The organism is Propionimicrobium sp. PCR01-08-3, assembly GCF_030286045.1.
GTDB lineage: Bacteria > Actinomycetota > Actinomycetes > Propionibacteriales > Propionibacteriaceae > Brooklawnia.
Genome location: NZ_CP127390.1, coordinates 2,675,746 through 2,701,021, shown reverse-complemented (window position 1 = coordinate 2,701,021; position 25,276 = coordinate 2,675,746). Strand labels below are relative to the sequence as shown.

Sequence of the window (25,276 nt, the reverse complement as noted above, 5' to 3'; positions counted from 1 at the left end):
GGGCTGCTCGAGTCGGGCGTTGGCTGTTCGGAATCCGGGTCACCCGATAGTGTGCGAGCCATGTCGAGCGACTGCCTTTTACTGCCGAAATAGATCCTGGCTCGCGGCATAGCACGCGCCATCGTCCATACCGGCAGCCAGGACACTGATCATGCCTGGTATCGGCAGTCATCGTCTATTTCAGTAGCCACTTGACGGTGGGCGATCGGTCAGTGGCTGGCGCGCGGAACCCCCGAGGTTTGGGCGACGTGTTGATATGCGGCCGCGCCGCGCATGAACAGCAACGTGTGCTCGTCGATGCCGAGGGTGGGGTTCTCGATCCGGGCGTGGTGGTCCTCCGGGCCATCGAAGGCGACAGCCTTAGGATGAGGCTCTTCGAGATGTCATGTTTGTACGCTAGAAGCGCTCATATTTGAGTAGTAAATCTACTCGTAGTCGGGTAGTTGACGTGCTCATGTTTGGTACCTTGGAATCATGATCGATGCGTCTCCGCTACTGGAACGCCGGGTAACAGCGGTGTTGTCAAGCAGGCTTCTAGACGAGCCAGTGGTCGCGTTGCATGGACCGAGGTCCGTGGGAAAGTCCACGGTGCTTCGCAGTCTCGCCTCAAGCTGTGGCGTTGAGATCATAGATCTTGATGACGTGGATGTGCGCGAAGCAGTAGCCGGCAATCTGAGCTTGATCGGTGACGGGCAAATCCCGCTGTGCATAGACGAGTATCAGCGTGTTCCAGACGTTCTGGACGCGATCAAAGCCCGTCTTAACCGAGAAGGAAGCCAACCTGGAATAGCGATCATTACTGGATCTACGAGGCAGGATGCACTGCCGATGACGGCTCAGGCCTTGACGGGGCGCGTCCACTCGATGGTCCTCTGGCCGATGTCGCAGGGTGAGATGGCTGGCGTGACGGAGAACCTTATTGAGGAGCTTCGGATCTGTTCGGACTCTGTGGTGGCACAGCACTCCAAGTCCGGCACTTCTCGCGAAGATTATGTGGCACGGGTCTGCGCGGGCGGATTTCCGCTTGCCGTTCGACGTTCGGATGCTGCTCGTGCCCGCTGGTTTGATGATTACTTGCGTCAGTCAATCGAACGTGATGCAACCAAACTGCTCAAGGTCAGGCAAAGACAGTCGCTGGCCGATTTGGTCACTTACGTTGCCGCGCAAACTGGTCAATTGCTGAACATCACTAAGGCGGCCGAGTCAATCGGTGTGGAGCGCAAAACGGCGGAAGCCCATTTGCGATTACTTGAAGATCTCTTCTTGGTTTCTAGACTGCCGGCGTGGGGGAAAACCTTGCGGTCAAGGGTGAGTGCGCGTCCAAAAGCACACGTGGTGGACTCTGGACTTGCTGCTAGGCTGCTGCGACTTACTCCGGCAAAGCTCGGATCGCTGGACCCCGCGCCCTTGACGGAATTTGGCAACTTGCTGGAGACCTTTGTGGTAGGCGAAATTCGCAAGCAGACCTCTTGGCTTGAGGAGCCAGTGGTGCTTGGACACTGGCGCACAAGCGACGGCGCCGAGGTTGATCTCGTAATCGAGTTCGAAGATGGAACGGTCGTCGCGTTCGAGGTCAAGGCCAATCAACGTGCGACAGCACCTGATTTCAAAGGACTACAGCAATTACGGGCCGCATTAGGCTCGCACTTTGCCGCTGGGATCGTGCTGACTACGGGGCAACGATCCTTTACCTACGACGATCGCATCCATGTCATGCCGATCGATAGACTGTGGACGCCAGTGAAGCATCGAGAGTGATCAACCAACCTGAGTCTGGTCCGGCGGACGCTGGGAGCGGATCCGCGGCGGGTGTGCATCGGTAGTAAGCATCATCCTGTGGGGCCAAGGATCGTTGTGGGACGTTGCTCCGGCAAACTGCACGACAAACTTTCAGTCTTCGAGTTGGCGGCGGGCCGCGCCCTTGTCGGCGCTTTGGGCGAGCAGCGCGAAGATCTTCAGCGAGTTGGAGACCTTGCGATCACGGGTGGCCGGGTGCCAGCCGATCTTGTCCTGCTCAGCGCGGCGAGTCGCCAACTCTTCGTCCGAGAGCTCGACGTTGATCGTGCGGCCGGGGATATCGATCGAGATGATGTCGCCGTCCCGCACCAGACCGATAGCGCCGCCACTGGCGGCTTCGGGGCTGATGTGGCCGAGCGACAGGCCGGACGAACCGCCCGAGAATCGGCCGTCGGTGATCAGCGCGCACTTCGGGCCGAGCCCGACACCCTTCAGGTAGCTGGTGGGGTAGAGCATCTCCTGCATACCCGGCCCGCCCTTCGGACCCTCGTAGCGGACGACCACCACATCGCCGGCCTCGATGCGTCCGGAAAGGATCGCGTCGACGGCCTCCTCCTGAGACTCGGTAACCTTCGCCGGGCCACGGAACACCCACTGGTCGGTGGGCACACCGGCGGTCTTGACCACGCAGCCATCGAGGGCGATATTGCCCTTCAGAATGCCCAGGCCGCCGTCTGTGGTGTAGGCGTGCTCGACCGAGCGAATGCAGCCCAATTCTGCGTCCAGGTCGAGAGTGTCCCACAACGCGCTCGCTGAGAACATCTCAGTAGTGCGGACGCCGCCCGGTGCGGCATGGAACAGCCGATCGGCCTCGGGTACAGCCTTGCCTCCGCGGATGTCCCAATCGTCCAGGTAGCCCTGGATCGAATCGTGATGGATCGAGTGCACCTCAGGGTCGAGCAGGCCGGAACGATTGAGCTCACCCAGGATTGCTGGGATTCCGCCGGCGCGGTGCACGTCTTCGATGAAGTAGTTCTTGGTGTTCGGAGCCACCTTGCAGATGCAGGGGACGTGACGGCTCAGCTCGTCAATGTCGTCCTGAGTGAAGTCAACTCTCGCCTCCTGAGCGGCCGCCAACAGATGCAGGATCGTGTTCGTCGAACCGCCCATGGCGATGTCCATCGTCATGGCGTTCGAGAAGGCCTTCTTGGTGGCGATCGACAGCGGCAGCACCGAGTCATCGTCCTGGTCGTAGTAACGCTTGGCGATCTGGACGACGGTGCGTCCGGCCTCTTGAAAGAGTTCTTTTCGGAAGGCATGGGTGGCCAGCGTGGTGCCGTTGCCCGGCAGCGCCAGGCCGAGCGCCTCGGTCAGGCAGTTCATCGAGTTGGCGGTGAACATGCCCGAGCACGAGCCGCAGGTCGGGCAGGCAGCCTGCTCCATGCGCCACAGTTCGTCGTCCGAAACCTGCTGGTCGACGGCGTTGGTCATCGCGTCGATCAGGTCGAGCCGGTGCGACTGGGAGCCGTCGTCCATGGTCACCGGACGCCCGGACTCCATCGGGCCGCCCGAGACGAAGACTGTCGGAATATTCAGCCGCATGGCCGCAATCAGCATGCCGGGAGTGATCTTGTCACAGTTGGAGATGCACACCAGCGCGTCGGCCTTGTGGCCGTTGACCATGTATTCGACCGAGTCGGCGATGATTTCGCGGCTGGGCAACGAGTACAGCATGCCGTCGTGGCCCATCGCGATGCCGTCATCGATGGCGATCGTGTTGAACTCGCGGGCGATGCCGCCGGCCTCTTTCACCGCGTCGGCGACAATGGTGCCGACGTCGCGCAGCCCGACGTGGCCGGGTACGAACTGGGTGAAGCTGTTGGCGATCGCGATGATCGGCTTGCCGAAATCCTCGTTGGTGAGCCCGGTGGCGCGCCAGAGTGCGCGGGCTCCGGCCATATTGCGGCCGTCGGTGGTCGTGCGAGATCGCAGCTTCGGCATGATCGTCCTTCTTTCGCCTTCTCAACAAGGCTAGCTTCCGGCGCAATTGCTGCCTCGCAACCGACACCTCGTGGACGCCTGCAATGGCAGGTGGCAAGGGATGATGGCGCTTCGATCGGACCGCCTGGTGAGATGAGGCACCGTCGGTGCTTGCCCGTGCCCCTGATTCGCGGCGCGGAGGTTTGCGGGCAATAGTTCGGCTTCTGTTCGCCCTGAGCATATTTGAACGCCCTGTTAGGCTCACAAGAGCTTTGGTCTATTCATCCGGGACGGAAATGTCGCGCGAGCCTAAACCTCTCTGACTAGCGGTTATTCTCGGTTTTCGGGATGATTTGAAGCCTTCGGAGACCTACTGTGGTCGCTATGGCACAGCTGATCGATACCCCCAAGAACCCCGAAGTCGTCGACGACCAAGACCCCTTTGCCTGCGACCCGAATGCGACCACCGACAATTCGGACGAAGCCATCGAAGAGTTCAGCTTCAATTTCGGCTTCGGCGAGCTGGAGCCCGAGTTTCCGGAGATCCAGCGGGATCTGTCGTCCGAGGCCATCGTGTCGGCATTGGCCCAGGACGTTCGGGGCCAGGAGAAGGCCATCGCCACGGTGGCCGAGAGTCTCGCTGCCCCTCTCGCAGGCTTGAAGATCAGACCCGAGCGTCCACATGCAGTGTTCTTCTTCGCAGGGCCGACCGGGGTCGGCAAGACCCAGCTCGCCAAGTCGCTCGCCCGTGTCGTTTACGGCACCGACCGGGCATTGATCCGCCTAGACATGAGCGAGTACGCCGATGGCCAGGATGCGCGCATGAAGCTCATCGGGGGATCCCGGATCTGGAAGAACAGTTCAACCGAGGGTTTGCTCACCACCCGTGTGCGCCGCAAGCCGCTCAATGTCCTTTTGCTCGACGAATTCGAGAAGTCGGATCCGAGTATCTGGCCACTGTTTCTGCAGATCTTCGATGAAGGGATACTCACCGATGGCTGGGGTAAGACTGCTCACTTCGACGAGTCGATCATCGTGATGACAAGTAATCTCGGTGCCGAAGAGGCCACTGCTCCGCAGGTCGGCTTCGGCGCCACAGACGGAGAAGTGAGCTTTGACGCTGAGCGCCAGCTCGGGGTCATCGCCAAGGCTCTGCCGCCCGAATTCATAGGACGCATGAGCGCAACGGTGGTCTTCGATCCACTCGATCGCTATGCGATCCGCGAGATCGCTCGCAAGGAGGTTTCTGGGCTCACGGAGCGTCTGGATGAGCGAGGCTGGCACATCTTGTGCGACGAAAATGTGCCGGCCTGGATCGCGGACGTCGACTACGATCCGGCCCATGGGGCCCGATATCTCCAGCGGACGATTGAGCGGCACCTGTTGCGTCCGCTTGCAAAGATCCACTCCCGCAATGCCCGGGTCTCGGTCGCGGACGACGGACGCTGGCTCGAAGTCTCCGAAGCAGCGTGAGGACAGACCATGACGACCAAGGCTCGGGTGTACGAACTCGCGCGGGAACTCGGGATCAGCTCCCGCGAACTGCTCGCCACGCTCACCGAGATGGGGGGTTCGTCCGCTCGACGTCTTCGACACTGGAGGCTCCGGTTGTTCGGCGAGTGCGCGCGAAGTTCGGCGCACCGCTGAATGATTCTGTAATGACCGGTGCGGACGTGCCGGCGTCAGCGGAATCAACGCCGGGCGCGCCTGCGGCCAAGAGCGAGCTGCAGCCGGCGTCCACCTGGTATCAGCCCACTGCTGAACGCATCACCGGCACTCTTCCTGCCGACTTGGAGTGTGACTTTTGGCAGGTCACAGTGCAGATCCAGTCCAGCGGGCTACTCGACCGGTGCGACCTCGGTTACCGTTTCGATCAATGCGTCACCGATTGGGTGAGAACCCACCTGGTCGAGGAACTGACCTCCGATCCGGAACCCACTATCGGGAGAATCACGCAGTCCCGGTTGCGAACCCGGCCCAGAATCCGAGACGCGATGGACACTCAGATCGCCCGATGGTGCCGAAATGCCTTGCCGGATAGGATCAGGGGCGATCTGGCAGGCACCGATCACTTGATGGAATCCTCTTGGCTCCTCGAACAAATCGGTACCGCCAGAATCTACGAAGCCTGCCTCGTGCAGTGGCTCCAGGACGGGTTCCCGGCCGCGGGTGTTGACCTGGCCGGTCTCGGCCCACATGCCCGGTCGGTCATCATTGATCACGTCGTCGAATGGTGTCGCGAGAACGTTGCTTTCGGCAGCGGTAGACCCTTCGTCCCGAATCGGGAGCAGGCGGCCGTTATCGCAACGACCGGGCAGCATGCGCTGGTGGCGGCGCGTGCTGGGAGTGGGAAGACCGCAACCATGGTCGCCCGCACGGTATTTCTCATCAAAGGACGCGGGGCTGACCCGAAATCGATCATGATGCTCGCGTTCAACAAAGATGCGGCCAAAGAGATCGAGACCAGGCTGGCGAGCCAACTCGGACCAGAGCAATTGCCCTATGTGCTGACCTTTCACGCGCTCGCCCACCGGATCGTCCACCCAACAGGGACGCTGCTTGCCGATGCGTCTGATGCGTCCGGTACCGGTGGTGAGCTTTCCTGGTTTGTTCAGAAATGTATTGACGAGCTCATGGATGACCCGGACTGGGAGCGTCGCGTCAGGGACGTGATGCTCGAGTACTTCAAGGGTGACTGGGAACGCATCAAGGCGTTCGGCCAGGTATCTGCGAGACAGGGCCTGGCCGAGCGAGCAGGACTCGCCCGCGAGAGTATCAAGGGCGATTTCGTGAAGTCTTATGGCGAAAAAGCGATCGCAAATGCTTTGTATCTGAACGGGTTCACTGGCGACTCGGAGCACACGAACGAATGGACCTACAAATACGAAGCTGACGTCTTCTGGAACGGAGCCAATTACAAGCCTGATTTTATGATCTTCGATCCGGTTGATACGAGCTCCGGCAAGCGGCGCAAGCATGTGGTCATCGAATATTTCGGCATGGTGGGCGATCTGGAATATGACCAGATTTCGCAGAAGAAGCGCGACTACTGGGCGGAATGGATTGAGAAGAACCCGTCCGAATCTGTGACCTTCCTGGGGTACCTTCCTGAAAATGTCGCGGACCCGGGTTTCGAGGCGGCGCTGTTGCATGACCTGCGGGCTGCCGGTCTGCCTCAGCCACCGAAGCTGGGCGAGGATGACATGTGGGAGCGGGTGGGAGAACGCGCTATCGACAGGTTCACCTCAGTCGTCCGGCAGATCATTTCCCGAGCGCGGCAGCGCAGTTGGAGCAGTGCACAGCTGAAAACCGAGCTGGGTCAAGCACCGCATGGCGCTGTCGGGCCGGGCGCGGTTACCGAACTGGCAGCGGATGTGCTCGGCCGATATGAGGCGAAGTTGGCCGACAGTCACAGCAATGATTTTCCGGGTCTGATGTGGCAGGCCATCGGCAAGGTTCGCAGTGGCGAGACCGAGTTCGGCGGTGGTGCGCGGGAGGTGGGTTCGTTGGCCGGGCTTCGGCACATCGTCATTGATGAGTTTCAAGATTTTTCGCTGATGTTCGACGAGCTTATTCAGGCGATCTTGGCGGTAGCGCCCGGCTGCACGGTGATGACGGTGGGCGACGACTGGCAGGCGATCAACGAATTCGCAGGCAGCGACACCAGATATTTCCACGATTTCGAAAAGGAATTTCCGGGAGCACAACGCCTTGAATTGGTGACCAATCGCCGCTCCGCGAAGGCCATCGTGAAGGCCGGTAACACCCTGATGAGCGGGCGCGGAACACCAGCGAAACCGGCGGCCGATGCCGGCGAGGGAGTCATCCGCACCTTCGACCTGGATGGGTTTTGGCCCACTGCAGACGAGCAGAAACTGTTCGACGCCTGCGACCGGCTAACACCCGCACTATTACGGCTGATCGCCGAACACCTGGCACATGGACGAACGGTGGCTGTGTTGCGCAGAAACGGCCACGGCCGGTTCGTTCACTTTGGCAGCGGCAAGGCCGCGGCTCATCAATCGGTATGGGGTTCGTTCGATGAATACGGCTCTAAGTTCCTCGAACTGCTGGGTGTAGAAGACTCGGACAGCGTCCATTTCGGTACGATTCACAGCTTCAAGGGGCAAGAGGCCGACGCCGTCATTCTGGTCGATGTGGACGACCACAATCATCCGTTCGTTCACCCGACCTGGCAGATGCTGCAGGTGTTCGGGGACACTCCTGAGAAGTTGACCGATGCCGAACGGCGATTGTTCTATGTCGGGATCAGCCGCCCACGCGAGTATCTCGATGTGCTCACGTCCGCGTCGGGCGCGTCACCGTTCTGGAAGGCCTTCTCCGCTACTCTCGCCGTCTTGCCGGACATGCCTGGCGCATTAAGCCCGGACGATCGGGTGGAGATCCTGGTCAGTAATGCCTTGGGCCCTGACCTCGACGGATGGAGAGCGGATCTCAAGTCGTCCGGTTTTACCTGGCGAGGCGCACCTGACGATTGCTGGAGCATGACTACCGATATGGACTGGCGGCACCTGCTGGACGCCGATTCATGGGCCAAGCAAGCAGGCACTCAGATCACAGTCATTCAGCAAGACAGGGTCATCCACGAGCATTTCGTTCCAGACGAAGCTTCGCAATGATGAGTAGGAGTTTGGGCCCCTGCCGGAGGGGATCGGCAAGGGCCCAAACAGGTTTACGGCAGTGCGTGGATTGCCCGGCCCAGCGAAGCCAGCACCGACTCGTGCATTGCTTCGGAGACCGATGGATGCGGGAAGACGGTCTCGGCTAGCTCGTCGGCGGTGGCCTCCAAGCTGCGAGCGATCGAGAATCCCTGAATCATTTCGGTGACCTCCGGCCCGACCATATGCGCGCCGAGCAGTTCACCGGATTCGGAGTCGAAGATGGTCTTCACGAACCCGGCGGCTTCACCCTGGGCCAGGGCCTTGCCATTGGCTGCCAGATCGAAGACACCCATCTCGATTCGGCGCCCGAACTCGCGGGCCTGTTTTTCGGTGTATCCGAGGCTCGCAATCTGCGGACGAGAATAGGTGCAGCGAGGCACGAAGACCCGGTCCAGCGGACGAACCCCCGCAACTCCGGCGAGATGGTCCACACAGATGATCGCCTCATGACTGGCCTTATGAGCCAGGCATGGACCGCCCGCGACATCTCCGATGGCATAGAGCCCTGCCACCCCGGTGCGGCACCATTCGTCCGTGGCAATGAAGCCGCGCTCGAACCGGACGCCGAGCTCGGCCAATCCGAGTCCCTCGGTATTGGGCACCACTCCGGCGGCGACCAGCACGTGCTCGCTGTGGATGGTTTCGGATTGTCCGTTCGCGAGAGTGATCGTGGTGGTGACGCCGGCTCCGTTGTCCCGGGCGGCGTCGCCGCTGCCCGCTTCGGCTGATCCTAAGATGCTGCCCGGCGGCATGTCATGGTCGGCTGGAGATGATCCCGCGAGTGCTTCTGGCTCCTGTGAGGTGACCGAAACAACCCGTACGCCTGCTTCGCACCGCACCCCCTGAGCCTGCAGTTGACGCACCATGGCTGCCGAGACTGCTGCGTCCTCGGCCGGAAGGATCGAATCGAGCGCCTCCAACAGCGTGACCCTGGTGCCGAGGCCCGCATACAGACTCGCGAACTCGGTGCCGATCGCGCCGGAACCGATGATCACCAGCGATTCCGGCAGCTTCGTCGGACGCAGGGCGTCGGTTGAGGTCCAGATGTTCTTGCCATCCGGTGTAATGCCGGGCAGCACCCTCGGACGCGCACCGGTCGCGACGATGACGTGATCGGCGTGCAGCACGCGCGCCGGGCCCGCGCTCGTGCCGTTCCGCAGGATACGACCGGAGCCACGTGCTCCCGCATCCTCGAGCTGCGATGCGTCGGGTCGGCGGGTCCCGTCATGGGACCGCACGGTCTCCGCACTGTGCGGCTCACCCGCTCGCTGGCGTCCATCAGGTGTCGCTCCTGCCTGATCGGTAACACTCACCTCGCCCTTGCCGGTCAGTTTCGCGGAACCGGTGATGACCTCGACTCCGTTTGCTGCCAGCAAAGCACGGACGCCCGCGACCAGCTGGGACACCACCGAATCCGAGAACTTCACCAGCTGCCCGATGTCGAACACGGTTCCGCCCGGCACGGTGAAACCATACGTGCCGGCATCGGCCAATGTGTGGGCAACCTGGGCGCCGTGCAGCATCGCCTTGGTCGGGATGCAGCCCACATTGAGACAGACCCCACCTACGTTTCCGCGCTCGACGATGGCAGTTCGCAGCCCGTGCTGGGCGGCCCGGATCGCGGCGACATAACCGCCCGGCCCGGCACCGATCACCAACACATCGAACGAATCATTCATGGCAGTCATCGTTCACACCAGCATCTGGGCCGGAGCCTCGAGGATCGACCGCAACTCGGCGGCGAACCGGGCTGCCAAAGCCCCGTCGACGATCCTGTGGTCACTGGCCAGCGAGACCTCCATGATGGTGTGCACGTCGACCTGATCCTCATCGTCCACCACCAGCCGTTTCACCCCGGCACTGACCGCCAGAATCGCGGCCTGCGGCGGATTGATGATCGCGTCGAAGCTTGTCACCCCATACATTCCCAGGTTCGAGACGGTGAAGGTGCCACCTTGGAAGTCGTCGGCGGCCAGGGTCTTCGCCTTTGCCCGGGTGACCAGATCACTCACCTCGGCCGAGACCTGACCGAGCGGCTTCTTGTTCACACCGCGCACGATCGGGGTGATCAGCCCTTCGGGCAGCGAAACCGCGACGGCGATATCGGCATCGGCGAACTGGACGACGGTCTGACTGGCTTCATCGAACTGCGCGTTGACTTCGGGAATCCTGGTCAGCGCGAGCCCCGCCGCCTTCACCACCAGATCGTTGACGCTGACCTTCACGCCCGGCACCGTGGCGTTGATCTCGGCGCGCAGCGCGAGCGCAGCGTCCATTTCGATCTCGGTGTTCACCCGGAAATGCGGCGAGGTCTGGTAGGACGACTGCAATCGCTGACCGATCGTCCGGCGCATCGGGGACAGCGGCTGCGGCGTCGCCTCATTGGCCTGGACGACCGGTTGCGCGGCAGCTTGAGTCGTCGGCGTCGGTTCACCCGATTGCAGCTTGCGGATCGCCTCTTCGACATCGGCCCGGCACACGCGTCCCCTCGAACCGGTGGCCCGGCAGTCATGCAGATTGATGCCGCGCACGTGCGCGAGCTTGCGGGCAACAGGCGTGGCCGCGACGGCGGAATCATCGGTGTGCGAGCGCAGCCGCACCTGCCCGCGTTCGGTCTTCGGCTTCGCCGCGAGCTGGCCGCCACCAGCGGTGATGGCTTGCTCGACGTCGGCGATGCTGACCCTGCCGTCGCGCCCCGAACCGGCGACCTTGCCCAGGTCGATGCCGTTGGCGGCTGCGAACTTCACGGCGCGAGGGGTCGCCCACACGTCGGGCGCGGAGGCGCCCCGCAGGTCTTCGGGAATCATAAGTTCACCCGGACGAGGAGCGGGCGGTGCGGCCGCGGCCCGCTTTGCTGCGGAAGGCCCTTCAGTGGTCGCGGCGGTAGATGCGTGAGCTGGTGTGGGCGCGGAGGCCTGCGGTGCCGCCGACTCTTCACCATCTGTGGCCGCGGTGACCCCGCTCTGGGCGGCGATGAACGCATCGATCTCGGCGTCCGCCACCTCTGACGGTGCACTGACCGCGATCAGCGCACCCACCGGGAAAACCTCACCAGGCCGGGCGATCAACCGGCGCATGGTGCCGTCGAACGAGGCCTCCATGTCATTGACGAGCTTGGACGACTCGACCGTGCACAACACCTGGCCTTGCGTGAAGGACTCACCCTCGGCGATATTCCAACTGCCGAAAGTGCCTTCTTCCATGGTCAGCCCCCACTTCGGGAGGGTGATGGCTTGAATCTCGGCCATGGCTCAGGCCCCCACAACGGCTCGAACGGCGTCTTCGACCTTGGCAGCGCTCGGCACCCATTCCTTCTCCAGTGCTGGGGAGAACGGAACCGGGGCGTGCGGTGGGGTGATCAGCTTGATCGGCGCCTTGAGCTCGCTAAAGAGATTGGTCGCGATCGTGGCGACCACATCGTGGCCGAACCCGCAGCGGGCAGTGGACTCGTCGACGACGACCGCTCGTCCGGTTGATGCGACCGATTCGAGAATGCCTTCTTCGTCGAGCGGGCTCGTGGTGCGGGGATCCACGACCTCTACTGAGATCCCCTCACCAGTAAGTTTGTCGGCGACCTGATTGGCCACCGTGACCATATTGGCCAGGGCCACGATCGTCACATCGTCACCTTGGCGGGTGTAGTTGGCCACGCCAAACGGAATCGTGTACGGGCTGTCGGGCACCTCACCTTTGATGTCGTATAAGGCCTTGTGCTCGCAGAAGATCACCGGATCGTCGTCACGGATCGCCGCCAGCATCAGGCCGCGAGCGTCATACGGGCTCGACGGGCAGGCAACCTTCATGCCGGCCGTTGCGGTGAACAAGTTGTAGGGCGACGCCGAGTGCTGGGCGGCGGCACCGATACCGGCGCCGATGATGCCGCGCATCACCATAGGCGTTCTGGCCTTGCCGCCGAACATGTAGCGGAACTTGGACGCCTGATTCCAGATCAGGTCGTAGCAGACTCCGAAGAAGTCCATGAACATCAACTCGGCCACCGGCCGAAGCCCGGTCGCGGCCGACCCCGCGGCAAGGCCGAGGATCGCGGATTCGGTGATCGGGGTGTCGATGACCCGTTCGTCGCCGAACTCTGTCCACAACCCTTTGGTGACGCCGAGGACGCCGCCGAATGCTTCGATGTTTGGGTCGGGATTGGTGCCGCCCTTGCCGCCGCGCTGGTCTTCGCCGATGACCACGACGGTCGGGTCTTCGCGCATCGCGTCTGTCAGGCCGGCCCGGATGGCCTCGCGGTAACTCATTTCAGTCATGTTTGTCTCCTTGGCTCAGTAGGACGCGTAGACGTCGGTGGTCACCTGGCTGGCGTCGGGCCAGGCTGCTGCCCGCGCATATGCGACGGCTTCGTCGACTTCCTTCTCGGCGGCGACGTCGAGGGCATCGAGCTCGGCCGGATCGATGACATCTGTTGTCTTCTCACGGAAGATCTTCAACGGATCCCGGGTGGCCTTCTGTTCCTCCAGTTGCTCGGGGCTGCGGATCAGTGCCGCGTCTCCTTCGAAATGCCCGTAGAAACGCACTGAGCTGGCCTCAATAACCGATGGTCCCTCTCCGGAGCGGGCGCGGTCGACGGCCTGCCGGGCGGCCTGTCGGACGGCGAAATAGTCGGCGCCGTCCACCTTCACGGCAGGCAACCCGAAGGCTGCGGCGCGTCCGGCGATATCGCCCGAGCCAACAGAGAAGGCGGCCGCGGTGCCCTCGCCGATGCCGTTGTTCTCATAGACAAAAATGACCGGCAGATTGAGGACGACGGCCATGTTCATGGCTTCGAATGCGGTGCCCTGATTCGAGCCGCCGTCGCCGGTGAAGCTGACGGCGACGCCGTCGTTGCCGAGCGTCTTCGCTGACAGTGCTGCGCCGATGGCCAGCGGCGGGCCGCCGCCGACGATGCCGTTGGCGCCGAGCATGCCGACCGAGAGGTCGGCGATGTGCATCGAACCGCCCTTGCCGCGGCACAGCCCTTCGTCCTTGCCGAAGATCTCGCACATCATGCCGCGGATCTCGCAGCCCTTGGCGAGGCAATGCCCATGCCCTCGGTGGGTGGACGATATGTAGTCGGTTGGCCTCAAATTGTCACAGACGCCGACGGCCGTGGCCTCTTCACCCGCATACAGATGGATGAAGCCGGGCAGGTCGCCGGTCATGTTCTCGATATGCAGACGATCCTCGAAGGCACGGATCTCGGTCATCCGCCGATAGGCACCGAGTAGCTCTTCATGCGGATAGTCCATCCGGATCGCTTCGGTAGTAGGTGCACTCATGTGATATCTCCATCGATTCGTGTGAGGCTCCCGCTGGCTCTGCGGGTTGATTGACGCTACGACGGCGCCGGCATAGCGACCAGAGGATCGCGTAGGCGTGCCCGCAAAGCGAGGGGTGGCTAGGTGTGATTCGCGCATGTAACGTTCTGCAACGTTCGGGCGAGGTCATGCCGTGCGGGTAACAGGATTGTGCCGATCCGGGCAGGTGGGAATCCGCGGATCCCGGGTTACGATTGAGGCAATCGCCCACGCGTCAATGGGGTAGCGCAGGTGAGGTCATCATGGGCTCTTACGACGTGGCGTTCGCGCAGTCGGACGAAGGTTCGCACCGGGAGGTGCTGGAGCGGATTCATGCGGCCTGGTTCAGCGGTGATCGTCCGCCTGCTCAGCCTCGTCCGGTGATCAGGGATTCATGGCTGCGGGTGAGACGTGCCGGAATGAACCCGGCGAAGATACCCGCCACGGTCGAATCCGAACCGGACGCCGGTGACGCCGCGATCCTGACTCTGCTGCCGGTCATCGAGTCGATTCTCGGCCCGCTGGTTGACGACTCGCGGGTGCTTTTGGTGCTCTCCGACGCGCAAGGGACGATCCGTTGGCGCTCGGGGGAGCGTGCGATCATGAAGCGGGCCGATGAGTTCTCCTTTCAGCCCGGCAACAGGTGGTCGGAGAAGGCCGTCGGCACCAACGCCATCGGCACCGCGCTGAGCGCCGGAATCCCGGTGCACGTTCATGCTGCGGAGCATTTCTGTGTCAGCCACCACGCGTGGAGTTGTGCGGCGGCACCGGTGATCGACCCACGAACCATGCGCCCGCTTGGTGCCATCGACTTGTCGTTTCCCGTCGAAGACGCGAACCCGATGGCGATTGCGCTGGTGGCCAGTGTCGCCCGCCAGATCGGGGTCGAACTCAAAGCGGAGCACGGGCGAAGCCTCGATCGGTTGACTGCCTCGACCAGAACCCCGGTGAGCGGACGATGGGCGCTCGTCGACGACTGGGGCTGGGTGGCTGCGGCGGGTGAGATGCCGACGAAAGGGAAGCTTCGGCTGCCCGGCAATCCGCAGGGAGTGTTCACGGTCGACAGGCTCGGGTTGGTGACAGGGGACAGGGTGGCCGGCGGTTGGCTGCTGCGTCCCGCGGGAACATGGGCGAGCGTGCAGGAACGGTTGGAATTGACTCTGTCGGAGCATCGCTGCCGATTCACCGTGCAGGGCAGCACCGCCGGCGCGACGCACGAGTTGCAGGGACGCCGCGCCCAGATCGTGGCCTGGCTGGCCGATCATCCGGCCGGAGTGAGTGCCCGCGAGCTGGCCGAGGCGGTCTATGGACGCCCGGATGCCACGGCCGCAGTCCGCGCGGAGATCTGCCGCATCAACGGTGAACTGGGCACGGTCGTGCATTCGCGTCCCTACCGTTTGGACGACCAGATCAAGGTGATCGACGGGCGTTGACGCGGGCTATCGCCACACGTGAGTGTCAGAACGGATTCAGAGTCCGCATGCGTGCGGTCCAGAAATCCTCGATTAACCTTCGCGAAACGGGCAGTCCCGGATCATCGGCAACATCGTCCATGTAGCCGAGCCCGCGCAGCAAATGAGCGATCGCGGCGTCCGGAACTTTTGGCTGGTATCGCTGAATGAATAGCTCCAAGCCATTCTCCAACGAGATGTCGGTTTGCTCCTCGATCATCATGATGTCGAAATAGTCCCGCAATTCGCCGCGATCTCCGATGACCTTGAGTTTGCTTGCCATCAGATCAGCCACGGACGCGATACGGATTCCGGCGAAGACGGTGGGCGCTTCCACATTGCGTTGAGAGCCGGCCTTAAGAAATTGGATCTTGGTGCGGTTGAAGATGCCGTTGAGCGTGCCTGGCACTACAAGTGTCGGAGCGAAGTCGCCCAATTCAGATAGTTGTGCCGCGAGTTGATCGACATTGAATTCACGCTCGGTAAAGAAATCCAGGTCTCGTGAAATGCGGTGTTTCAGGTGGACGGCGAGCGCTGTGCCCCCAGCCAAATATGCAGACTTGGGAACAACCGGAGTGATCGCCGTCCATGTCTCGGCGGTCCCGCCTGGAAGAATCTCCTGGACCGACGCCAGGTCGTGGCTGACCCCTGACTCAGTCATCGCCAGCAACCAAACGTGCGAGTGATTTGGTTCTGGCGTCGACGCCGCGGACAGAAACGGCGTTCCGGATCGCTTCAGGCGGGAGATGCTGAAGTGCCCACAACATTGCCTCGGCGCCGTCTGAAGTCAGCATGCGGTGAGCGACGAAAGCTGCGTCCTCGGGAAGGGACAAGGCGTTTGGATCTGTGTTCCAGAACAGATGCTGGAATCTCCTGGGTAGATGCTCGGGAATTGCAGGACGAACTGGGGTTGGGAGCGTCGCCGATCGTGCCGCATGCCGAATCGCCTGTGGCCATTCACCTTCACTTCGGGCATGCCAGCGGGTCACATTCATCGCGCGTCCCCTGGCTTCCGTTCTTGATTTACGTTCAGCCAGGCCGTCCTTTTCCAATTTCTGTAAGACCCTGGACGCTACCGTCGGGCTGATGCCTGATTTGGTGGCGGCCGCGCGCGCTGATGCCAGGCCGAGGGGAGAACGAATGAGGGCTGCCAAAATGAGCACCTGCTCGCGAGTCATGCCATCGGGGATGAGCGGAGTGGCTCCGATCTCGCGAGATATGGCTTCGTACGCGCCATCTGGAATGTGCCTGGCCACCCCACGTTTCGTCCGGGCAACCTGGAGCTCGTCCAACTCGCGATGGACGCGCGGAATCGAGACACCCAAACGGCGCGCCAATTCGGAAGTTGTGTCCATATCGTTATTCTATCAGGGGCGCTGGACGGGGGTTTCTGCGAGGTGCGCAATTTCGCACATGGGCGGACCGCGTCACGCGGGTGAAATCACGCGGCTGTTGACTACTAGCATGGTTAGCGCGAACGTGATGTATCATTACATCATGATGCGCACCCAGATTTCCTTGACCGAGGATGACCGCGCTCTCCTTGATGCCGAGGCCGCGAGAACCGGACGATCGATCTCTGCGCTGATCCGAGACGCCGTCGTCCAGGCCTATGGCTCCAAACGAGGTGCGCAAGACGATCTGCAGGCGATTGAGGACGCGTTCGGTTCGTGGCGTGATCGGGATATCGATGGCGGGTCGTATGTCGAAGGCATCCGATCCGGCACCCGCTTGGCTGAGGCTCGAGCGCGATGAGCGTGCTCATTGATACCTCGGTGCTCATCGATGTGCTTCGTGGCCATCGCCCAGCCGCTGTAGTCCTGAAGACTGCTCGCATGAATGGACTGCTTCACGCGAGCGAAATCACGCGGCTCGAAGTTTTGGCTGGCATGCGGCCATCCGAGGAGACTTCCACTCGTGCTCTGCTAGGCGCTCTCACCTGGCACAGTGTGGACGAAGAGGTTGCCGAGATCGCCGGTGAACTCGGCAGACGATGGCTCCCGGGCAACCGCGGTATCGACTCTGCAGACCTCGCGATTGCTGCGACGGCGACACTGCTGGATGCCCCGATTCTCACCTGTAATGTGAAGCATTTCCCGATGTTCAATGGACTGACTGCTCCGTATTGAACTCCGGATCGGCGCGGTTTGCGGCGAGATTCGGTGCTGCGATAGCTGAGAGGAGACGTGACATGACAACCGGAGAAGCTACCTGCCAATGCCGGGTAGGACGCTGCCGTTGCGACGGCATCGCCGATCTCGCCGAGTACGGCTATGACTACTGCGGCTGTTGCATCGCAGGCTGTCCGAGCGTCCACGACGAAGCGCAAATTGATGAGCCGACGGGTTAATGCGAACTCGCTGAGCCGCGAAGACGCAGGTGGCGAGTAGCTTCAACGAGACCGGCTCCCTTGTGTGCGTATTGCATGTGCGACATGCTATATGCATGGCAACACTACAAGTAAGGGATGTTCCCGAAGAACTCACACGAGAATTGAAGGTGCGCGCAGCATCCGAGGGACGCTCGCTTAGCCAGTACGTGCTCGAGCAGCTGACCGAGTTGGTGTCGCGTCCTACCAAACAACAAGTCGTGGGGATAATCATGAGCAGAGACCGGCCCGAGGTCAGCGATCCGGCCGAGGAACTACGGCAGGCGCGGGAACAAGGATGAGTTCGCTCGTCCTGGACGCCTCCGCAGCAGCCGAACTCTTGTTGGGGCGTGGCCGTGCGCCTTCAATCGCGAAGGCAGCCGTCAAGTACGACATGCATGCACCGCAATTGCTGGTGGTCGAAGTGGCGTCGGTGCTGCGAGGCTGGACGCTGAGCCATCAGATAACTGAGGTGCGGGCGCGCCGCGCTCTGGACGACCTTCGGCTCTTGGGTATTCAGCTCTACGACCTTTGGCCACTGGTGATTGACGGGTGGCGACATATTCACAATGTGTCGATGTATGACGCTACCTACGTCGCCCTCGCCCAGGCGCTGAAGTGCAGGGTTGTGACATGCGATCTGAAGCTGGCGGCGGCAGTAGGCGATGTGGCCTGGGTTCCGGACGAAGGCTGATCCGCAGACTGCTATATGGCTGGTCCGCAATCTGCTGGACAAGATATCCGCAAAGTGCGGCATGGGTTTTCGGTCAGTAGAGCGACCCACGTCTCACAATTGGACCGGGTAGACCGGGTGCGGCACCTCGGGCTTCAACTGTTCGGTGACGAAGATGTCGTACCAGAGCATGAAGACCAGCAGGGTCCAGATCTGGCGGGAGTTGTCGGCCTCGCCCTTGCGGTGGGCGTCCAGCATCTCCAGCGCCGCGGCCGGGTCGATGAATTCGGTTGTCCCAGCGTTGGTGATGATGTCCCGCGCCCACTGATACCCGTAGTCGTCCCGCAGGTAGACGCGAACCGGCACCGGGAAGCCGAGCTTCTTGCGGTTGAGCACGTGCGGCGGGACGACCGGCTCGAGCGCGCGCCGCATGGCGAGCTTGGACTGGTTGCGGGTGATCTTCTGGCTGATCGGGATGTGCCGGGCGACCTCGAATACTTCCTTGTCGAGGAAGGGCACGCGTAGCTCCAGCGAGTTCGCCATGGTGACCTTGTCGGCCTTCACCAAGATGTCGCCGCGCAGCCAGGTGAACAGGTCGATGTGCTGCATCCTGGCGACCGGGTCCCAGCCCTTCGACAATTCGTAGATGGGGTCGGTGATCTCGCGGAACGAACTCGGCGTGTAGTCGCGCAGCACGGCTTTGACCTGCTCCTCGCGGAAGTTGCGGGCGTTGCCGTAGTAGCGCTGTTCGAGGTCGATCGAGCCACGCTCCAGCAGGCTCTTGCCCCGGAATCCTTGGGGAAGCACTCGGCTGACCGCCGCCAGTCCCTTGCGTAGGGGGTTGGGCAACGAGGTGAGTGGACGCAGGCTCAGCGGCTCACGGTAGATGTTGTAGCCACCGAACAGCTCGTCCGCGCCCTCACCCGACAGCACCACCTTCACATGCTTGCGGGCCTCGCGGGCCACGAAATACAGCGGCACCAGCGCGGGATCGGCGACCGGATCGTCCAGGTACCAGACGATCAGCGGCAGCGTCTCGCACAGCTCCTGCTCGCTGACCGTCTTGATGAAGTGCTTGACCCCGATCGCCTCGGCCGACTCGGCTGCTACGTCGACCTCCGAATATCCCTCGCGTTCGAAACCGGTCGTGAAAGTCAGCAGATTCGGGTTGTATTTCTTCGCCAGTGCCGCGATAGCGGTCGAATCGATGCCCCCCGACAAGAACGAACCGACGGTCACATCGGCTCGCATATGCTTCGACACCGAATCGTCCAGCACCTCGAGAATCTGCGAATACAGCTCTGTTTCGGCTTCAGGCCCGTTCACCTTGGCCGGCGCAAACCGCGGACGGAAGTAACGCTGGGTGGTCAATTCGCCGTCGCGCACCATGAACGAGGTACCCGACTCAATGCGGCGCAGGTGCGCGTCCATCGACTCGGGCTCGGGCACATACTGCAGGACGAGGTAGTGCCGCAGGGCGTCCTTGTCGACCTCGGCAGGTCCGGTAAGCGCGCGCAGGCTCTTCGCCTCGGACGCGAACCCGAAGCCGTCGCCGGTCTCGGCCAGATACAACGGCTTGATGCCGAACCAGTCGCGGGCCCCAAAGACCGTCTGGGTTTCGGTGTCCCAGATGACGAAGGCGAACATGCCGCGCAACTGCTTGACCCAGTCGGCGCCGTGATAGTGGTAGCCGGCCACGATCGACTCGCCGTCGCCCTCGGTGTGAAAGACCGCGTGATCATCGGCGGCCAGCCGGGCGCGCAGCTCGACATAGTTGTAAATCTCGCCGTTGAACACCATCGCATAGCGCTCGGGGTTCTCGGGCGGCCCCCAGCGCAGCGGCTGCTTGGACCCTTCGATATCGATGATGGAGAGCCGGTTGAAGCCGAAGACTGCGTGGTCGTCGTGCCAGACATCCGTATCGTCCGGCCCGCGGTGGCGCGCGCAGGCCATGCCATGACCGACCTGCTCAACTCGCGCTTCGTCAAGCGCACCGGTCGAAATGAAGCCCATCAAGCCACACATCGGGATACCTACCGTCCTGCCGATTGCTGGATTCGCCCAGATTTGTTGCTCGCCACTCGTGAAGCGGCGCAAACCTGCAGACGAGCATAGCGATCATGGCCTAGTTGGCTCGGCTGTGGTGTGCAAGAGCTTCCGCGATTGAGCCCGAGCGGTCGCGGCACGCTGTCCTGGTCCAGCGTGTCAACGCCTGTCAGAAGGTCGTGAAGGAGTGGCTATGGCCCTCTCCAGATGGCCATAGCGAAACCAACAAAAATGCATCGCTGCTGTTTTGTGCCCCGGGTGCTCACGAGTGGTAAGGCCATGAAACAATCAGTACATGAGTCCGCGACAAATTGAGGTCTCCGAACCACGCGAGATTGGTATTACCGAGCTGGTGCTGCGCGACGGTCACCAGAGCCTGTTGGCTACCCGTATGGCCATGGAAGACATGGTCGACGCCTGCGCAGATATTGACGCAGCCGGTTACTGGTCTGTTGAGTGTTGGGGCGGAGCAACATATGACAGTTGTATTCGTTTCTTGAATGAAGATCCGTGGGAGCGCCTGCGAACCTTCCGCAAGCTTCTGCCGAACAGCCGCCTTCAGATGCTGCTGCGTGGCCAGAACCTGCTGGGCTATCGCCACTACAACGACGAGGTTGTCGACAGGTTCGTCGAGAAGTCGGCCGAGAACGGTATGGATGTGTTCCGTGTCTTCGACGCGATGAACGATCCCCGTAACCTCGAGCACGCCATGGCCGCCGTGAAGAAGGCGGGCAAGCACGCCCAGGGCACCATCTGCTACACCGTCTCCCCGGTACACACCACCGAAGGCTATGTGAAGCTGGCCGGCCAACTGCTCGATATGGGCGCCGATTCAATCGCCTTCAAGGATATGGCCGCACTGCTCAAGCCGCAGCCGGCATATGACATCGTCAAGGGCATCAAGGACGCCTACGGCCAAGACGTGCAGATCAATGTGCACTGCCACTCGACCACCGGCGTCACCCAGGTTTCGCTGATGAAGGCCATCGAGGCCGGCGCCGACGTGGTGGACACTTCGGTCAGCTCGATGTCGCTCGGCCCGGGCCACAACCCGACCGAATCCGTGATCGAGATGCTCGAGGGCACCGGTTACACCACGAACATCGACATGGAGCGCGTCTACAAGGTGCGCGACCACTTCAAGAAGATCCGCCCGAAGTACGCCGAGTTCGAGTCCAAGACCCTGGTCGACACCAAGATCTTCGATTCGCAGATCCCTGGCGGCATGCTCTCCAACATGGAGTCGCAGCTGCGCGCACAGGGCGCCGGCGACCGCACGGACGAGGTCATGGCCGAGGTTCCGGTCTGCCGCAAGGACGCCGGTTACCCGCCGCTGGTCACCCCGTCGTCCCAGATCGTCGGCACTCAGGCCGTGTTCAACGTGCTGATGGGTGAGTACAAGGTCATGACCGGTGAGTTCGCCGACATGATGCTCGGCTACTACGGCGCCTCGCCCGCCGAGCGCAACCCCGAGGTCATCAAGAAGGCCGAAGAGCAAGCCAAGAAAGAGCCGATCACGGTTCGTCCGGCCGACCTGCTCGAGCCTGAATGGGACAAGCTGGTCGACGAGGCATCGAAGCTCAAGGGCTACGACGGCACCGACGAAGACGTGCTCACCTATGCACTGTTCCCGGGAGTCGCGCCGACCTTCTTCGAAAACCGCAGTGAGGGCCCGAAGTCGGTTGCCCGCACCGAAGCCCAGATGAAGGCTGCTGCCGAGGGCCAGGCGAATGCGCTTTCCGGCCCGATCAGCTACAACGTCACCGTCAACGGGATCAGCAATACCGTTTCCGTCGAGCCTGCCTGAGGGGGACACCTAGATGGCTAAGCAAAACACCATGGAAGAGCGCCTGGCGCACCTCAACGAGGAGCGCGCACGCGTGATAGCCGGTGGTGGCGAGGCGCGCATCGAGAAGCAGCACGACAAGGGCAAGCTGACCGCTCGTGAGCGGATCGACGCCTTCACCGACCCCGGCTCGTTCATCGAAACCGGCGCGTTCCGCAAGAACCGCACCACGGCTTTCGGTATGGACAAGGCCGATATGCCGGCCGATGGCGTGGTCACCGGTCATGCATCGGTGATGGGACGCCCGGTCTACATCGCCAGCCAGGACTTCACTGTCGTGGGTGGCTCGGCCGGCGAGGTGCACAACACCAAGGTCACCGAGACGATGGAAAACGCGCTGACCAACGGCGCGCCTTTCGTCTTCATCAATGACTCGGGTGGCGCGCGCGTCCAAGAGGGCATCGATTCGCTGTCCGGCTACGGCAAGGTCTTCTTCGCCAACGTCGAGTTGTCCGGTGTCGTGCCGCAGATCTCGATCATCGCCGGCCCCTGCGCCGGTGGCGCGGTCTACAGCCCGGCGCTGACCGACTTCATCATCCAGACCCGCAAGGCCCACATGTTCATCACCGGGCCCGATGTCATCAAGCAGGTCACCGGTGAGGTCGTCACCCAGGACGCCCTGGGCGGTGCCGATGCTCACCAGTCGATCTCGGGTGTCACCGATTTCATCGCGGACAACGATGAGCAGGCGCTGCTGATCGCCCAGAAGATCCTGAGCTTCCTGCCGCAGAACAACGCGGAGGAGCCTCCGGTTCTCTACCCGGACGACAACGTCGAACTCCAGCCCGAGCTGCGCGACGTCGTTCCGATCGAGGGCAACAAGGGCTACGACGTGCGCGATGTCATCGGCAAGCTCGTCGACTACGGCGACTTCCTCGAAGTCAAGGCCGGCTATGCCACCAACATGGTGACCGGTTTCGGACGCATCGTCGGGCGCTCGGTCGGCTTCATCGCCAACCAGCCGAAGTCGATGTCGGGTGTGCTCGACATCAACGCCTCGGACAAGGCAGCCCGGTTCATCCGCATCTGCGATGCCTACAACATCCCGGTGATCAACCTGGTCGACGTACCCGGCTTCCTGCCCGGCGTCGCTCAGGAGCACGGCGGCATCATCCGCCACGGCGCCAAGATGCTGTTCGCTTACTCAGCTGCCACCGTGCCGAAGATCACGGTCGTGCTGCGCAAGGCCTACGGCGGCTCGTACCTCGCCATGTGCTCCAAGGAACTGGGCGCTGACAAGGTGTTTGCCTGGCCGAGCGCCGAGATCGCAGTGATGGGTGCCGACGGCGCCGCGGCGGTGGTCTTCCGCAAGGAGATCAAGTCCGCCGAGGATCCCGAGGCCAAGCGGGCCGAGTTGGTGCAGGCCTACCGCGATGAGTTTGCGACGCCGTTCGCCTCTGCCGCCCACGGCTATGTGGACGACATCATCGATCCTGCCGACACCCGCCGTCAGATCGCGACCGCTCTGGCCTTGTCCGCGAACAAGCGCACTCAGCGTCCGCCCAAGAAGCACGGCATTTTCCCGGTCTAGGAGTTTGGATGAGTAACGAGACGAAGGATCTGTCGACCGCTGAACTTGCGGCGCTGATCGAAAAGCTGACCAAGCGGGTCGAGGAGCTGGACGCCGAGGTCAACCGGCTGAAGGCCGATCGTCCGGTTCCGGAAGAAGATCTGATGGCCATTGCGGCGGCCGCGGCCGCCTACATGGGTTACAAGGGCTCGGTGCGGGCCGTCAGCTACGCGAGCCGTACCGGCTGGAGCGCAGCGAGCCGCCGCGCACGCACGACGAACAATTCGCGGGGCACGATGCCAGTGGCATCGCTGTGACCGGTGTCTGGTTGATGAACTGAAAGAGGAATGACATGCGTCTCAAGATGACAGTCAACGGCACCGAGTACGTCGTTGATGTTGAAGCTGAGCAGGAGGTCCGGCAGGTTCCGGCTCCGATCGTGATCGGTGGTGGACCGATGTCTGCGCCCACCCACCAGACCGCTTCGGTGCCCGGCTCGGCCGCCAACGCGATCACCGCGCCGCTCGCCGGTTCGGTGGCCCGCATCCTCGTGAAGGAGGGCGACAAGGTCGATGCCGGCCAGGTCGTCATCGTTCTCGAGGCCATGAAGATGGAGACCGAGATCACGGCGCCGAATGCCGGTACCGTCGACTCCATCTTGGTGGACGTCCGCGAGGCCGTCCAAGGTGGTCAGGCTCTGGTCACTCTCGCCTGAGAGATCTGAATCAGCAACTACAAGGGGCTCTGGTCGTCCGGTTGGACGATCGGAGCCCCTCGCTTTGTTGGCTATACTCGCTTGCGGCATCGCGCTCTTCGATGCCGCGGACGAGTGGCCCGCCGTACCCGCCCATGCACGACGGTCGAGGCAGTGGAGTTTGTGATGTCGTGGTTCATCCTGATTCTTTCCGGCCTGATGGAGACCGCTTGGGCGACCGCTCTGGCGCACAGCGACGGCTTCCGCAACGTCAAGATGGTTGTGATTTTCCTGGTGGCCCTGGTGCTATCGATGGTCGGGCTGGGTTTCGCTCTCAGAAGCCTGCCGGTCGGTACGGCCTATGCGGTCTGGACCGGAATCGGCGCCATCGGTACGGCGACGCTGGGCATGGTCTTCTTCGGAGATCCCGTGACCGCCGGCAGGATCGTCTGCTTGGTGCTGATCGTCAGCGGAATCGTCGGCCTGAAACTGCTGGGCTGATGCACACCTCGGCAACGTTCGCGAGGCCAGTGGTTGCGTTTACCATGTGACGATCGAGGTAGACCAGTTTTAGGTTGACCAGACCATGGGACACTTGAGCCATGAGCATCACCGTGAACGTTCAAGAGGCGAAGACCCGACCATCAGAGCTGCTTCACCGTGCAGAAGCTGGTGAAGAAGTGGTGATCGCCCGCGCCGGGAAGGCCGTTGTACGGATTGAACCGGTGACTCCACGGCAACGGGATTTCAGTAGACCTGCCCTTCCCGGACTGCCGTCATTTGACGAGTCCCAGTTTCTTGATCCGATGCCGGAAGACGAGCTTCGATCGTGGGAACAGGGACACGGTGATGATCCTCTGACAACGCGGATCGCTCCGGAAGGCGGAGCGCGGTGACGGCATACTTGCTCGATACGCATGTGGTTGTGTGGCTTGCTGTTCAATCCGTACCGCTGCCCGGGCGCTTTGAGGCACGATCTCGAGATCGCGGACGCC

General features: G+C 62.2%; 24 protein-coding genes. 16 read left to right on the top strand and 8 right to left on the bottom strand.

Features of this window, described 5'->3' with window-relative positions; genetic code table 11:
* Positions 1-474: 474 nt before the first annotated feature.
* A complete protein-coding gene (locus QQ658_RS12510; RefSeq protein WP_286025169.1) occupies positions 475-1,758 on the top strand; it encodes an ATP-binding protein in 1,284 nt (427 codons plus the stop codon).
* Positions 1,759-1,890: 132 nt separating this feature from the next.
* On the opposite strand, the gene ilvD is transcribed toward QQ658_RS12510, so the two are convergent.
* On the bottom strand, positions 1,891-3,738 hold the full coding sequence (gene ilvD / locus QQ658_RS12505; protein ID WP_286025168.1) for a dihydroxy-acid dehydratase: 1,848 nt from the start codon (positions 3,736-3,738) through the stop codon (positions 1,891-1,893).
* A gap of 363 nt (positions 3,739-4,101) precedes the next feature.
* Here ilvD and QQ658_RS12500 point away from each other — a divergent pair, with 363 nt between their 5' ends.
* From QQ658_RS12500 to QQ658_RS12490, 3 genes are read left to right on the top strand one after another with little or no spacing between them, the layout of a single operon-like run.
* A complete protein-coding gene (locus QQ658_RS12500) occupies positions 4,102-5,190 on the top strand; it encodes an AAA family ATPase (RefSeq protein ID WP_286025167.1) in 1,089 nt (362 codons plus the stop codon).
* Positions 5,191-5,199: 9 nt separating this feature from the next.
* The gene (locus QQ658_RS12495; RefSeq protein WP_286025166.1) at positions 5,200-5,364 is read left to right on the top strand and encodes a translation initiation factor IF-2 N-terminal domain-containing protein; all 165 of its coding nucleotides are present in this window, start codon (positions 5,200-5,202) and stop codon (positions 5,362-5,364) included.
* An 11-nt stretch (positions 5,365-5,375) separates the two neighbouring features.
* On the top strand, positions 5,376-8,357 hold the full coding sequence (locus QQ658_RS12490; RefSeq protein WP_286025165.1) for a UvrD-helicase domain-containing protein: 2,982 nt from the start codon (positions 5,376-5,378) through the stop codon (positions 8,355-8,357).
* Positions 8,358-8,410: 53 nt separating this feature from the next.
* On the opposite strand, the gene QQ658_RS12485 is transcribed toward QQ658_RS12490, so the two are convergent.
* The 4 genes from QQ658_RS12485 to QQ658_RS12470 are packed head-to-tail and all read right to left on the bottom strand — an operon-like array spanning position 8,411 to position 13,675.
* Complete coding sequence (locus QQ658_RS12485) at positions 8,411-10,078, bottom strand: dihydrolipoyl dehydrogenase (RefSeq protein ID WP_286025164.1); 1,668 nt, start codon at positions 10,076-10,078, stop codon at positions 8,411-8,413.
* Positions 10,079-10,090: 12 nt separating this feature from the next.
* A complete protein-coding gene (locus QQ658_RS12480; RefSeq protein ID WP_286025163.1) occupies positions 10,091-11,647 on the bottom strand; it encodes a dihydrolipoamide acetyltransferase family protein in 1,557 nt (518 codons plus the stop codon).
* A 3-nt stretch (positions 11,648-11,650) separates the two neighbouring features.
* A complete protein-coding gene (locus QQ658_RS12475) occupies positions 11,651-12,667 on the bottom strand; it encodes an alpha-ketoacid dehydrogenase subunit beta (protein WP_286025162.1) in 1,017 nt (338 codons plus the stop codon).
* Between the two features lie 15 nt (positions 12,668-12,682).
* Entirely contained in the window at positions 12,683-13,675 is a 993-nt protein-coding gene (locus QQ658_RS12470; RefSeq protein WP_286025161.1) for a thiamine pyrophosphate-dependent dehydrogenase E1 component subunit alpha, read from the bottom strand.
* A gap of 281 nt (positions 13,676-13,956) precedes the next feature.
* Here QQ658_RS12470 and QQ658_RS12465 point away from each other — a divergent pair, with 281 nt between their 5' ends.
* The gene (locus QQ658_RS12465; protein WP_286025160.1) at positions 13,957-15,126 is read left to right on the top strand and encodes a GAF domain-containing protein; all 1,170 of its coding nucleotides are present in this window, start codon (positions 13,957-13,959) and stop codon (positions 15,124-15,126) included.
* 25 nt (positions 15,127-15,151) lie between these two features.
* Here the strand turns inward: QQ658_RS12465 and QQ658_RS12460 are convergent, their stop codons facing one another.
* Both QQ658_RS12460 and QQ658_RS12455 read right to left on the bottom strand, forming a co-directional pair.
* The gene (locus QQ658_RS12460) at positions 15,152-15,805 is read right to left on the bottom strand and encodes a nucleotidyl transferase AbiEii/AbiGii toxin family protein (protein WP_286025159.1); all 654 of its coding nucleotides are present in this window, start codon (positions 15,803-15,805) and stop codon (positions 15,152-15,154) included.
* Positions 15,798-16,436 (bottom strand): MarR family transcriptional regulator, encoded by a 639-nt coding sequence (locus QQ658_RS12455; RefSeq protein ID WP_286025158.1) that lies wholly within the window; start codon positions 16,434-16,436, stop codon positions 15,798-15,800. The genes QQ658_RS12460 and QQ658_RS12455 overlap by 8 nt, the downstream gene beginning before the upstream one ends.
* Positions 16,437-16,641: 205 nt before the next feature.
* On the opposite strand from QQ658_RS12455, the gene QQ658_RS12450 reads away from it, so the two are divergent.
* The 5 genes from QQ658_RS12450 (at position 16,642) to QQ658_RS12430 (ending at position 18,206) form a co-directional block, all read left to right on the top strand.
* Positions 16,642-16,899, top strand: coding sequence for a ribbon-helix-helix domain-containing protein (locus QQ658_RS12450; RefSeq protein WP_286025157.1), 258 nt, complete (start codon positions 16,642-16,644; stop codon positions 16,897-16,899).
* A complete protein-coding gene (locus tag QQ658_RS12445; protein ID WP_286025156.1) occupies positions 16,896-17,273 on the top strand; it encodes a type II toxin-antitoxin system VapC family toxin in 378 nt (125 codons plus the stop codon). Before QQ658_RS12450 ends, QQ658_RS12445 begins: the two co-directional genes overlap by 4 nt.
* A 62-nt stretch (positions 17,274-17,335) precedes the next feature.
* On the top strand, positions 17,336-17,494 hold the full coding sequence (locus QQ658_RS12440; protein WP_286025155.1) for a hypothetical protein: 159 nt from the start codon (positions 17,336-17,338) through the stop codon (positions 17,492-17,494).
* Between the two features lie 95 nt (positions 17,495-17,589).
* Entirely contained in the window at positions 17,590-17,814 is a 225-nt protein-coding gene (locus QQ658_RS12435; protein ID WP_286025154.1) for a FitA-like ribbon-helix-helix domain-containing protein, read from the top strand.
* On the top strand, positions 17,811-18,206 hold the full coding sequence (locus tag QQ658_RS12430) for a type II toxin-antitoxin system VapC family toxin (protein WP_286025153.1): 396 nt from the start codon (positions 17,811-17,813) through the stop codon (positions 18,204-18,206). Before QQ658_RS12435 ends, QQ658_RS12430 begins: the two co-directional genes overlap by 4 nt.
* A 93-nt stretch (positions 18,207-18,299) precedes the next feature.
* Here QQ658_RS12430 and asnB read toward each other — a convergent pair whose 3' ends face one another.
* A complete protein-coding gene (asnB, locus tag QQ658_RS12425) occupies positions 18,300-20,198 on the bottom strand; it encodes an asparagine synthase (glutamine-hydrolyzing) (protein ID WP_286025152.1) in 1,899 nt (632 codons plus the stop codon).
* 328 nt (positions 20,199-20,526) lie between these two features.
* Between asnB and QQ658_RS12420 the strand changes: the two genes are divergently transcribed.
* The 6 genes from QQ658_RS12420 (at position 20,527) to QQ658_RS12395 (ending at position 25,177) form a co-directional block, all read left to right on the top strand.
* Positions 20,527-22,038, top strand: coding sequence for a methylmalonyl-CoA carboxytransferase subunit 5S (locus QQ658_RS12420; RefSeq protein WP_286025151.1), 1,512 nt, complete (start codon positions 20,527-20,529; stop codon positions 22,036-22,038).
* Positions 22,039-22,051: 13 nt separating this feature from the next.
* Positions 22,052-23,608, top strand: coding sequence for an acyl-CoA carboxylase subunit beta (locus QQ658_RS12415; protein WP_286025150.1), 1,557 nt, complete (start codon positions 22,052-22,054; stop codon positions 23,606-23,608).
* 8 nt (positions 23,609-23,616) lie between these two features.
* Entirely contained in the window at positions 23,617-23,904 is a 288-nt protein-coding gene (locus tag QQ658_RS12410; protein ID WP_286025149.1) for an FtsB/FtsL family cell division protein, read from the top strand.
* Between the two features lie 35 nt (positions 23,905-23,939).
* Complete coding sequence (locus QQ658_RS12405; protein WP_286025148.1) at positions 23,940-24,302, top strand: biotin/lipoyl-containing protein; 363 nt, start codon at positions 23,940-23,942, stop codon at positions 24,300-24,302.
* Between the two features lie 165 nt (positions 24,303-24,467).
* Positions 24,468-24,782 (top strand): DMT family transporter, encoded by a 315-nt coding sequence (locus QQ658_RS12400; RefSeq protein WP_286025147.1) that lies wholly within the window; start codon positions 24,468-24,470, stop codon positions 24,780-24,782.
* A gap of 101 nt (positions 24,783-24,883) precedes the next feature.
* On the top strand, positions 24,884-25,177 hold the full coding sequence (locus QQ658_RS12395) for a type II toxin-antitoxin system Phd/YefM family antitoxin (protein WP_286025146.1): 294 nt from the start codon (positions 24,884-24,886) through the stop codon (positions 25,175-25,177).
* The last annotated feature ends 99 nt before the right edge of the window (positions 25,178-25,276 follow it).